Here is a 13,172-nt window from a genome sequence, read left to right on the forward strand (position 1 = left end):
GCGATGGTGTCCGTCGAGGCGACGGAGGCCGAGGTGCTGCCGCTGCTGACGGACGGGGTGTCGGTCGCCGCCGTCAACGGGCCCAGGTCGGTGGTGCTCGCGGGCGACGAGGACGAAGTCCTCCGTGTCGCGGGCGAGTTCGTCGGTCGGCGCACCAAGCGACTGCGCGTCTCGCACGCCTTCCACTCCCCGCACATGGAGCCGATGCTCGACGCCTACACCCGCGTCGCCGCCACGCTCACCTACGACGCCCCGGCGATCCCGCTGATCTCCACCGTCACGGGCGCGCCCGCCACCGCCGACGAGCTCGCCGCGCCCGCGTACTGGGCCCGGCAGGTGCGCGGCACCGTCCGCTTCGCCGACGCCGTCCAGGCCCTCGCGGGCCACGGCGCCGCCGCCTTCCTCGAACTCGGCCCGGACGGCGTCCTCACCGCCGCCGCCCGCGACACCCTCGGCGACGGCGCCCGCCTCACCGGCGTGCCCGCGCTGCGCCGCGGCCGGCCCGGCGTCCCGACCCTCACGGCAGCGCTCGCCCGGCTGGCCGTCGGCGGCCTGCGCCCGGACTGGGCGGCCGTCTTCACCGGCACCGGCGCCCGCCGCGCCGACCTGCCCACCTACCCGTTCCAGCGGGCGCGCTACTGGCCGGAGGGCCGGTCCGTCCCGGCGGTGGGATCCGACCCCGTGGACGCCGAGTTCTGGGCCGCCGTCGACCGCGGCGACCTCGGGGCGCTCGGCACCGGCCTGGACCTCGACCGCGACACCGTGACCGCCCTCTCCACCTGGCGTCGCGCCCGGCGCGAGCGCTCCACCGTCGACGCCTGGCGCTACCGCGCCGCCTGGACGCCGCTCGATGCCACGGGCGCCGCGGCCCGGCCGTCCGGCCGCTGGCTGGTGCTCGCGTCGGACGACGCACCGTGGGTGGACGGGCTCGTCGACGGGGTGACCCTCCGGGTCTCCGGCGACCGGTCCGCGATCGCCGCGCAGCTCCGTGAAGTGACCGCGGAGGAAGCCGGGTTCACCGGCGTCCTGTCCCTGCTCGCCCTCGGCGACGACGCGCTCGCGACCACCGTCACCGCCGTCCAGGCCCTCGGCGACGCGGACCTCACCGCCCCGCTGTGGTGCCTCACCCGCGGAGCCGTCGCCACCGGCCGCTCCGACCGCCCCGCCGACCCCCGGCAGGCCGCCGTCTGGGGCCTCGGCCGCTCCGCCGCCCTCGAACTGCCCACCCGCTGGGGCGGGCTGATCGACCTGCCGGAGCAGCTCGACGACACCGCGCTGCGCCGCCTGGCCGCCGCGCTCGCCCGCACCGACGGCGAGGACCAGCTCGCCGTCCGCGCCTCCGGCACCTTCGCCCGGCGCCTCGTGCGCCACCCGCTGCGTCACCCGCTGGGCGAGCGCCCGGCCGCCCGGCCGTACGCCCCCGCCGGCACCGTCCTGATCACCGGCGGCACCGGCGGCCTCGGCGGGCAGCTCGCCCGCCGCCTCGCCGCCCAGGGCGCCGAACACCTGCTGCTGCTCAGCCGCCGCGGCGCGGACGCCCCCGGCGCCGAGCAGCTGCGGGCCGACCTCGCCGCCCTCGGCGCCGACGCCACCCTGGCCGCCTGCGACGCGGCCGACCGGGACGCCCTCGCGGCCGTCCTCGCCGCCGTCCCCGCCGACCGGCCGCTCACCGCCGTCTTCCACACCGCCGGCGTCGTCGCCGACGGCACCCTCGACACCCTGACGGCCGAACACTTCGCCGAGGTGTACCGCCCCAAGGTCGACGCCGCACACCACCTCGACGCGCTGACCCGCGACACCGACCTCGCCGCATTCGTCCTGTTCACCTCCACCGCCGGCACCATCGGAGCCACCGGACAGGCCAACTACGCCGCCGCCAACGCCCACCTCGACGCCCTCGCCGAGCAGCGCCGTGCCGACGGCCGCCCGGCCACCGCGATCGCGTGGGGCCCGTGGGCCGGCGACGGCATGGCCGGGGCCGCCGTCGAGCAGCGGGTGCGCCGCGGCGGCTACGTCCCGATGACGCCGGAGCGCGCCCTGACCGCCCTGGGCCACGCCCTCGACCACGACGACACCGCGCTCACCGTCGCCGACGTCGACTGGCAGCGCTTCGCGGCGGTGTTCACCGCGCAGCGGCCCGTCCCGCTGGTCACCGCGCTGGCCGGACCGGTCGGCCGGTCGTCCGCGGCCGCCCCGGACGCCGGGCTGCGGCAGCGCCTCGCCGACCTGTCCGAGCAGGCCCGGGAGCGGTTCGTCCTCGACTTCGTGCGCACCCGCGTGGCGGCCGTGCTCGGCCACGCGGGCGGCGAGCGCGTCGGCGCGGACCAGCCCTTCACCGACCTCGGCATGGACTCCCTCACCACCGTCGAACTGCGCAACGCCCTCACCGCCGCCACCGGCCTGACCCTGCCCGCCACCCTGGTCTACGACCACCCGACCCCGGCCGACCTGGCCGTCCACCTCCTCGCCGAACTCCTCGGCACCCTGCCCGCACCCGACCGGGCCCCGGCGGGGCGCGACGTCGCCGACGACCCCGTCGTGATCGTCGGCATGGCCTGCCGCTTCCCCGGCGGCATCGAGACGCCCGAGGACCTCTGGCGCCTCCTCGGCGACGGCGCCGACGCCATCCGCCCGTTCCCCGCCGACCGCGGCTGGGACCTCGACGCCCTCGGCCGCGGCGGCTCCGCGACCCTCCACGGGGGCTTCCTCGACGGCGTCGGCCGCTTCGACGCCCGTTTCTTCGGCATCTCGCCCCGCGAAGCCCTCGCCATGGATCCCCAGCAGCGACTCCTCCTGGAGACCTCCTGGGAGGCCCTGGAGCGCTCCGGCATCGCCCCCGACCGGCTGCGCGGCAGCGACACCGGCGTCTTCGTCGGCACCAACGGCCAGGACTACCTGAACGTGCTGCGCCGCGGCACCGCCGACGTCCGGGGCCACGCCGCCACCGGCAACACGGCGAGCGTCCTGTCCGGTCGCCTGTCCTACACCCTCGGCCTGGAGGGGCCCGCCGTCACCGTCGACACCGCGTGCTCCTCCGCCCTCGTCTCGCTCCACCTGGCCGCCCGCGCGCTGCGCGCCGGGGAGTGCTCGCTGGCCCTGGCCGGCGGCGCCTCGGTGATGTCCAGCCCGGACGCCTTCGTCGAGTTCACCGCGCAGGGCGGATTGGCCTCGGACGGCCGCTGCAAGCCCTTCGCCGACGCAGCCGACGGCACCGCGTGGTCCGAGGGTGCGGGTGTGCTCGTCCTGGAGCGGCTCTCCGACGCCCGCCGGCTCGGGCACCCGGTGCTCGCGGTCGTGCGCGGCAGCGCCGTCAACCAGGACGGCGCCTCGAACGGGCTGACGGCCCCCAACGGACGGGCCCAGCAGCGGGTGATCCGCGCGGCCCTCGCCGACGCGGGCCTGACCGCCGCCGAGGTCGACGCCGTCGAGGCGCACGGCACCGGCACCGCCCTCGGCGACCCGATCGAGGCGCACGCCCTGCTGGCCGCCTACGGTCGGGAGCGCGAACTGCCGCTCCTGCTCGGCTCGGTGAAGTCCAACCTCGGCCACACCCAGGCCGCCGCCGGCGCCGCCGGCGTGATCAAGACGGTGCTCGCGATGCAGCACGGCGAACTGCCGAAGTCACTGCACGTCGACGCGCCCTCCCGACACGTCGACTGGACGGCCGGCGCGGTGGAGCTCCTGACGGAGGCCCGGGACTGGCCGCGGACCGGCCGCCCGCGTCGGGCCGGCGTCTCCGCCTTCGGCGTCAGCGGCACCAATGCGCACGTGCTGCTGGAGCAGGCGCCTGGGGTTCCCGATGCGACCGGCCCGGTGTCGGCCGTGGGCGCGGCGCCCTGGGTGGTCTCGGCCAAGTCCGAGGCCGCGCTCAACGCTTCGCTCGGGCGACTGGTCGAGGTGGACGGGCCGTCCGCGCTCGATGTGGCCTACTCGCTGGCCGTCGGACGGGCCTCGCTCGGGCACCGGGCGGTGCTGCTGGACGGTGCGGAGGTAGCGCGCGGGGTGGCCGGGGAGCGGTCGACCGCGTTCCTGTTCTCCGGGCAGGGCGCGCAGCGGCTCGGCATGGGACGGGAGCTGTACGCCCGCTTCCCGGTGTTCGCCGAGGCCTTCGACGGCGTCTGCGCACGGCTCGACCAAGTGCTGGAGCTGCCGCTGCGGGACGTGGTCTGGGGGGCGGATGCGGAGCTGCTGAACCGGACGGAGTACGCCCAGGCCGGGCTGTTCGCGGTCGAGGTGGCGCTGTACCGGCTCGTCGAATCGCTCGGCGTGAGGCCGGAGTTCGTGGCCGGGCACTCGATCGGTGAGATCGCTGCGGCCCACGTGGCCGGCGTGTTCTCGCTGGAGGACGGGTGCACGCTGGTCGCCGCGCGCGGTCGGCTGATGCAGGCGCTGCCGGAGGGCGGCGCGATGCTGGCCGTGGAGGCCTCGGAGGACGAGGTCCGGCCGCTGCTCGACGAGTCGGTGTCGATCGCCGCCGTGAACGCGGCGACCTCGGTGGTCGTCGCGGGGGCGGCGGAGGCCGTCGCCGCGGTCGAGGCGCACTTCGCCGACCGGCGGACCACACGGCTGAAGGTCTCGCACGCCTTCCACTCGCCGCTGATGGAGCCGATGCTCGACGAGTTCCGGTCCGTGCTCGACGGGCTCGCGTTCGCGGAGCCGTCTATCCCGCTGGTCTCCGCCCTGTCCGGTGCACTCGCCGAGGGCCTGACGGAGCCCGAGTACTGGGTGCGGCACGTCCGGGAGACCGTCCGCTTCGCCGACGGCGTCCGGGCCCTGGAGGAGGCGGGTGCCACCGCCTTCCTGGAGCTCGGCCCGGACGGTGTCCTCGCCGCCCTCGCCGAGCGCGGCCTCGGCGAGGGGAGCGTGACCGCCGCCACCCTCCGGCGCGACCGGCCGGAGGGGAACTCCCTGGTCACGGCACTGGCCCAACTGCACGTCGTGGGCGTGCCGGTGGACTGGGTCCGGCTCTTCGACGGCACCGGCGCCGGCCGCGTCGACCTGCCCACCTACCCGTTCCAGCGCGAGCTGTACTGGCCGGAGCGCGCACCCGAGCCCGTGGGCGTGGACGACCCGGCGGACGTCGCGTTCTGGTCCGCCGTCGAGCGTGCCGACACGGCCGCGCTCGGCACGACGCTGGGCCTGGACGACGAGTCGTCGCTCAACGCGCTGCTGCCCGCCCTCTCGGCGTGGCGCCGCCGCCGTACCGAGCGGACGGACGCGGACCGGCTGCGCTACCGGGCGGTCTGGAAGCCGTACGGGGCTCCCGCCGGACCGGAGGTGCTGCCGGGGACGTGGCTGGCGCTCGTGGCGGAGGGACAGGACGACACCTGGACGTCCGCAGTGCTCGCCGCTCTCGGGGCGGACGTCGTCCGGGTGGCGGGTGGTGCTGTGGACCTGGTCCCGGTCGTGGGGCCGATCGCCGGCGTGGTGTCCCTGCTCGCCGCCTCCGGTGGCGTGCCCACCGGACTCGCCCGGCCGGACGTCCTGCTCGCCGCCCTCGGCGAGGCGGGCGTCGAGGCCCCGCTCTGGTGCCTCACCCGGGGCGCCGTCGCCGTCGGCGCGAGTGAGGCCCCCCAGGACGCCGCACAGGCGGCCGCCTGGGGCATCGGCCGGGTGGCCGCCCTCGAACACCCGCAGCGCTGGGGCGGGCTGATCGACCTTCCCGAGGCCCCCGACGCCCGTACGGCGGCCCGCCTGCGCGCCCTGCTGACGGCCGGGGACGGCGAGGACCAGCTGGCACTGCGCCCCGCCGGCGCCTTCGCCCGCCGCCTCGTGCGCGCCACGACGCCCGACGCCGCACGCCCGTGGACCCCGCGCGGCACCGTCGTGATGGTCGGCGACCCGGAAGGCCACGCGGCCCCCGCCGCCCGCTGGCTCGCCCACGCGGGCGCCCGGCAGCTGGTGCTGCTCGCCGCGGACACCGCCGTCGACGGCGAGGCTGTCGACCGGCTGCGCGCCGAGCTCGCCGAGTACGGCGCCGAGCTGACGCTCGTCACCGGCACGCCCGGCGACCCGGAGGCCGTCGCCGCCGTCCTCGGGCTGCCGGACCTCTCGGCCGTCCTCTACACGGGCCGGGCCGGAGAGCCCGCCGACCACCTCACCGGGCTGCTCGCCGACCTCGACGCGCTCGACCAGGCGTTCGCGGACCGGGAGCTCGACGCCTACGTGCTGTTCGGGTCGATCACCGGCACCTGGGGTGTGAAGGGCCGGGCCGCCGAGGCCGCAGCCAGCGCCCTCCTCGACGCCGTCGCCCAGGGACGCCGCGCCGCCGGGCGGGCCGCCACCGCCGTCGCGTGGGGCGCCTGGACGGGCAGCACGCCCGACTCCCTGGCCGCGCACCTGCGGGCCAACGGGCTGCCGCCGATGTCGCCCGACCGCGCCCTGGCGGCTCTCGCCGCCGACCTCGACGGCCCCGCCGTCACCGTCGCCGACGTGGCGTGGGAGCGCTTCGCGCCCGCTTTCGCCGAGGCCCGGCCGACGCGGCTCTTCGCCGACCTGCCCGAGGCCCGCGTCGCCGCGGAGCCGGAGGAGGCGTCCGGCGCCTCCGGCCAGGCCGACGCGCTGCGCGCCGGGCTGCGCGAGCGGTCGGCGGCCGAGCGCACCGAGGCGCTGCTCGTGGTCGTCCGAGCCGCGTCGGCCGCTGTGCTCGGCCACGCCGACGCGGACGACGTGCCCGCCGGGCACCTGTTCAAGGACCTCGGCTTCGACTCACTGACCGCCGTCGACCTGCGCGACCGGCTCAACACCGCGACCGGCCTGCGCCTGCCGGCGACCCTCGTGTTCGACTACCCGACCCCGGCGGCCCTCGCCGCCCACCTTCGCGCCGAACTCTTCGGCGAGGCGCAGGAGGCGGAGCGCTCGGCGGCCGCCGCCGACACGGACGACCCGATCGTGATCGTCGGCATGGGCTGTCGCTACCCGGGCGGCGTCCGGTCGCCCGAGGACCTGTGGCGGCTGCTGCGGGAGGGCGCCGACGTGATCGGGCCGTTCCCGGCGGACCGCGGCTGGGACCTCGACCGGCTCGCCCACGGCGACCGCGACGGGCGCGGACGCAGCGTCACCCGGCAGGGCGGGTTCCTGTACGACGCGGCCGAGTTCGACGCCGCCTTCTTCGGGGTGTCCCCGCGCGAGGCGATGGTCGTCGACCCGCAGCAGCGGCTCGTGCTGGAGACCGCCTGGGAGGCGCTGGAGCGCGCCGGGATCGACCCGGCGGGCCTGCGCGGCGGCGACACCGGCGTGTTCATCGGCGGCGGCAGCGGCGACTACCGGCCGGCCGTCGGCCAGCTCGGGCACGTCGAGACCGCGCAGTCCGCGAGCCTGCTGTCCGGCCGGCTCTCCTACACCCTCGGTCTGGAGGGGCCGTCGGTCAGCGTGGACACCGCGTGCTCGTCCTCGCTGGTGGCCCTGCACCTGGCCGCCCAGGCGCTGCGCTCCGGCGAGTGCTCGCTGGCCCTCGCGGGCGGCGTGACCGTGATGTCGAGCCCGGTCGGGTTCGTCGAGTTCGGCGAGATGGGGGCGCTGTCCCCGGACGGGCGCTGCCGCACCTTCTCCGATGACGCCGACGGGACCGCGTGGTCCGAGGGCGTCGGCGTCCTGGTGGTCGAGCGGCTCTCGGACGCCGAGCGCCGGGGCCACCGCGTGCTGGCCGTCCTGCGCGGCTCCGCGATCAACCAGGACGGCGCGTCGAACGGCATCACCGCGCCCAACGGCCCGTCCCAGCAGCGCGTCATCCGGCGCGCCCTGACCAACGCGGGCCTGACCGCCGCCGAGGTCGACGCCGTCGAGGCGCACGGCACCGGCACCAGGCTCGGCGACCCGATCGAGGCCCAGGCACTGCTCGCGACCTACGGTCAGGACCGCGAACGGCCGGTCCTGATCGGTGCGCTGAAGTCGAACCTGGGCCACACCCAGGCGGCCTCCGGCGTGGCCGGCGTGATCAAGATGGTGCTGGCCATGCGACACGGCCTCCTGCCGCGCACACTGCACGTCGGCACGCCGTCCTCGCACGTCGACTGGACGGCCGGCGCCGCCGAGCTCCTCACCGAGGAGACGACGTGGCCGACCACCGGTCGCCCGCGCCGGGCGGGCGTCTCCGCCTTCGGCGCGAGCGGCACCAACGCCCACGTCATCGTCGAGGCACCGCCGGCGGCCGAGCCCGCCGAGGAACGCCCGGACGACCGGCCGCTGCCCGTCCCGCTCTCCGCCGCGACGCCCGCCGCGTTGCGCGAACAGGCCGCCCTGCTGCTCGGCCACCTCGACGCCCACCCGGAGCTGACGGTCCGCGACCTCGGCCACTCGCTCGCCACCAGCCGCACGCTGCTCGACCACCGGGCGGCCGTGCTCGCCGCCGACCGCGCCGAGTTGGCTCAGGGCCTGCGCGCCCTCGCCGACGGCCGGCCCGCGGCGCAGCTCGTCCAGGGTTCGGCCCTGGGCGGGAAGACCGCCTTCCTCTTCCCCGGCCAGGGCTCCCAGCGCCCCGGCGCCGGGCGGGAGCTGTACGCCGCCCACCCCGTGTTCGCGGACGCGCTGGACGCCGTCCTCCAGGGTTTCGAGGGACGGTTGGCCGGACCGCTGCGCCCGGTGCTGTTCGCGGCGGAGGGTTCGGCGGAGGCGGTGCTGCTGGACGACACGGGGTACGCGCAGCCGGCGTTGTTCGCGCTGGAGGTGGCGCTGTTCCGGTTGGTGGAGTCGTGGGGTCTGCGGCCGGACTTCGTCGTCGGGCACTCGATCGGTGAGGTCGCGGCGGCGCACGTGGCGGGGGTGTTCTCGCTGGAGGACGCCTGCACGCTGGTGGCGGCCCGAGCCCGGCTGATGTCGGAACTCCCCGGTGGGGGAGCGATGGTGTCCGTCGAGGCGACGGAGGCCGAGGTGCTGCCGCTGCTGACGGACGGCGTGTCGGTCGCCGCCGTCAACGGGCCGCGGGCCGTCGTCCTCTCGGGAGACGCCGACGCCGTCGAGCGCATCGCCGCAGGTTTCGCGGCCGACGGGCGCAGGACTAGGCGTTTGCGGGTGAGCCATGCGTTTCACTCCGTACACATGGACGCCATGCTCGACGACTTCGAGCGGACCGCCCGGGGCCTCAGCTACGCCGCCCCCCGCATCCCGCTCGTGTCCAACCTGACCGGAGACACCGGAGCGGAGTTCGGCGCGGGGTACTGGGTGCGCCATGTCCGGGAGGCCGTCCGCTTCGCCGACGGCGTCGCCGCCCTCACCGCCCGCGATGTGCGCCGTCACCTGGAACTCGGCCCGGACGGCGTGCTCTCCGCGCTCGTCCAGGCCACCGCGGCGGCGGACGCCGACCCGGCGCGCCCGGTGGTCACCGCCACCGCGCTGCGCCACGGCCGCGACGAGCGCACGACCCTGCTCGCCGCCGTCTCCCGCCTGCACACCGACGGGCTCGCGCCGGACTGGTCCGCGGTCTTCGCCGGCACCGGCGCCCGGAGGGTCGACCTGCCCACCTATCCGTTCCAGCGGCAGCGCTACTGGCCCGAGCAGTCGTTCGGTCAGGCGGCGGCCCCGGCCGTGTCCGCCTCGGACGGGGAGTTCTGGACGGCCATTCGCACCGCGTCCCTCGACGCGCTCGCCGGCACCCTGGACGTCGACGGCGACGCCCTCGCCCAGGTGCTTCCCGCCCTGCGCGACTGGCACGACCGGCGCGAGGAGCAGGCCGCCTTGGACGCCCGCCGCCGGCGGATCGTCTGGAAGCCGCTCGACCGGCCGCGCGCCGCGGCCCCGGCCGGCACCTGGGTCGCCGTAGTGCCCTCCGGCCACGGCGACCCGGCCTGGACGGACGAGGTCCTCGCCGCGCTCGGCACGGACGCCGTCCGGCTGACCGTCGAGGCAGGCGCCGAGCGGGCCGGCCTCGCCAAGCAGCTCGCCGAACTCCCCTGTGCGAGGGGCGGGATCGCCGGGGTGGTGTCCCTCCTCGCGCTGGACGAGTCCGCGCTCGACGAGTCCGCGGACGGCAGTGCCCCCGCCGGGCTCGCCCGCACCGCAGCCCTGGTGCAGGCCCTCGGCGACGCCCGGATCGGCGCCCCCCTGTGGTGCCTCACCCGGGACGCCGTCGGGGCCGCCCCCGGCGACCGCGTCACCGGCCTGGCCCAGGCCGCCGTCTGGGGCCTGGGCCGGGTGGCCGCGCTCGAACTCCCGCAGCGCTGGGGCGGTCTGATCGACCTGCCGACGAGCCTCGACCGGCGCACCGCCGCCCTGCTGGCCGCCGTCCTCGCCGATCCGGACGGGGAGGACCAGCTGGCCGTGCGGCCGACCGGAATCCTCGGCCGGCGCCTGGCCGCCACGTCCGGCGGCTCCGTGAGCGATCCGGCGGACTGGGAGCCGACCGGCACCGTCCTGATCACCGGCGGGACCGGCGCGCTCGGCGCCGAGGTCGCCCGCGGTCTCGCCGCCGCCGGCGCGCGGCACCTGATGCTGCTGAGCCGCCGGGGTCCGGATGCCCCCGGGGCGGCCGAACTCCGCGCGGAACTCGCCGCCGCCGGCACCGCCGTCACCGTCGTGGCCTGCGACGCCGCCGACCGGGAGGCGCTCGCCGCCGTCCTGGCCGGCGTGCCCGCCGAGCACCCGCTCACCGCCGTCGTCCACGCCGCCGGCGTCCTCGACGACGGCGTCATCGACGGCCTCACCCCCGACCGCTTCGAGGACGTCTACCGCGCCAAGGCCACCTCGGCGCTCCTGCTCGACGAGCTGACCAGGGACCACGACCTCGCCGTCTTCGCCCTGTTCTCCTCCGCCTCCGCGGCCGTCGGCAATCCCGGCCAGGGCAACTACGCGGCCGCCAACGCCGTCCTCGACGCCCTCGCCGAACGCCGCCGCGCCGACGGACTCGCCGCCACCTCCCTCTCCTGGGGCGCCTGGGCCGGCGGCGGCATGGCCGCGGACGCCCGGGCCGGCGAGGCGGCCCGCCGCACCGGCATCAAGCCGCTCGACCCGGCCGTCGCGGTCGCCGCGCTGCGCCGCGCCGTCCTCGACACCGCGCCGACCACCTTGGTCGCCGACGTCGACCCGGAGCGCTTCGTGCGCGCCTTCACCGCCCTCCGCCCGAGCCGGCTGCTCGCCGAACTCCCCGGCTACGCCGACGCCCAGGGCCCGGGCGAGGACGGCGGCGACGGCCGCGAGCTGCGCACCGAACTGGCCGGCCTCAGCCCGGCCCGCCGCTCCGCCGCCCTCCTCGGGCTGGTGCGCGGCCGCGCGGCCGAGGTGCTCGGACTGCCCGGCATCGAGGCCGTCGGCCCCGAGAGGGCGTTCCGTGACCTCGGGTTCGACTCGCTCGGCGCGATCGAGCTGCGCAACCGGCTCGGCGCCGCGACCGGCCTCGAGCTGTCCCCGACGCTGGTCTTCGACCACCCGAGCCCGACCGAGCTCGCCGCGCACCTGGGCGGCCTGCTGGTCGACGAGGGCGACGGCGGGGAGCCCACCGACCCCGAGCGCGACCGTCTGCGGGCGCTCGTCGAGTCCGTCCCGCTGGAGCGGCTGCGGCGCAGCGGCGTCCTGGACACGCTGCTGAGGCTCGCCGACGGCGCCGCGGACGGCGATCCCGAGGAGGCCGACGCCATCGACGCGATGGACCTGGACGACCTGGTGCAGGCCGCCCTGAGCAACGACCCCGACCACGCCCAGGACTGACGGAGCAGCCAGCCATGACCACGCCCCATGACAAGGTAGTCGCCGCTCTCCGGTCCTCGATGAAGGAGACCGAACGGCTGCGCAAACAGAACCGCCGGCTGCTGGCCGCGGCCGCCGAGCCCGTCGCCATCATCGGCATGGGCTGCCGCTACCCCGGCGGCGTCGCCTCTCCCGAGGACCTCTGGGAGCTCGTGGCGGGCGGCACCGACGCCACCGGCGGCTACCCGGAGGACCGCGGCTGGGACCTCGGAGCGTTGGCGGGCGCCGATGTCGACGAGCGCGGCACCCGCGTCTCGCGGCGCGGCGGCTTCCTCGACTCGGTGTCCGGCTTCGACGCCGACTTCTTCGGCATGTCGCCGCGCGAGGCCGTCTCCACCGACCCCCAGCAGCGCCTGCTGCTGGAGATCTCGTGGGAGGCGTTCGAGCGGGCCGGCCTCGACCCGACGGCCTTGCGCGGCAGCCGCACCGGCGTCTTCCTCGGGACCAACGGCCAGGACTACGCGTACCTGCTGGTTCGTTCCCTGGCCGACGCCACCGGCGACATCGGCACCGGCATCGCCGCTTCGGCGCTCTCCGGACGCCTCTCCTACACCCTCGGGCTGGAAGGCCCCTCAGTGACGGTCGACACCGCCTGCTCGTCCTCGCTGGTCGCCCTGCACTGGGCGGTCCAGGCGCTGCGGGCCGGCGAGTGCACGCTCGCCGTCGCGGGCGGCGTCAACGTGATGGCGACGCCCGGCTCGCTGTTGGAATTCTCCCGGCAGGGCGGGCTGGCCTCGGACGGGCGCTGCAAGGCGTTCGCCGACGGCGCCGACGGGACGGGCTGGGCCGAGGGCGTCGGCGTGCTGGTGCTGGAGCGGCTCTCGGACGCCCGCCGCAACGGGCACCACGTTCTCGCGGTCGTCCGGGGTTCGGCGGTGAACCAGGACGGCGCGTCCAACGGCTTCACCGCGCCCAGCGGCCCCTCGCAGCAGCGGGTGATCCGCCAGGCGCTGGCCGCCGCCGGGCTGTCGGCCGCCGAGGTCGACGCCGTCGAGGGCCACGGCACGGGGACGCCGCTGGGCGACCCGATCGAGGCCCAGGCGCTCCTCGCCACCTACGGACAGGGGCGGGAGGACGGCCGGCCGCTGTGGCTGGGCTCGGTCAAGTCCAACATCGGCCACGCCCAGGCGGCGGCCGGGGTCGCGGGCGTGATCAAGATGGTGCAGGCGCTGCGGGCCGGCGTGCTGCCCAAGACACTGCACGCGGACGTGCCGTCCTCGCGGGTGGACTGGTCGGCGGGCGCGGTGCGGCTGCTGACGCAGGCGCGGGAGTGGCCGCTGGACGAGCGGCCGCGTCGGGCGGGCGTGTCGTCGTTCGGGATCAGCGGGACGAACGCGCACGTGATCGTCGAGGAGGCGGTGGAGGAGGCTTCCGAGGAGGACTCTTCGGCCGACGGCCCGTCGGTGGTGCCCGGTGTGGTGCCGTGGGTCGTCTCGGCGAAGTCGGAGGCCGCGCTGGACGCGCAGCTGGAGCGGCTCGCCGGGGTCGGGGGTGCT

At 77.0% G+C, this 13,172-nt stretch carries 2 protein-coding genes (1 of these 2 running past the window's edge); both read left to right on the top strand.

The features are described 5' to 3' along the window. On the top strand, positions 1 to 11,637 hold the 3' portion of the coding sequence (locus ACWCYO_RS14335) for a type I polyketide synthase (RefSeq protein ID WP_449784422.1). It extends 16,290 nt beyond the left edge of the window; 11,637 of the gene's 27,927 nt are visible here — the last part of the coding sequence; its start codon lies beyond the left edge, outside the window; it ends in the stop codon at positions 11,635 to 11,637. A gap of 14 nt (positions 11,638 to 11,651) precedes the next feature. After that, the coding region (locus ACWCYO_RS14340) for a type I polyketide synthase (protein WP_449784420.1) at positions 11,652 to 13,172 on the top strand (1,521 nt) is incomplete at its 3' end.

It is taken from the genome of Kitasatospora sp. NPDC001683, from assembly GCF_053596495.1.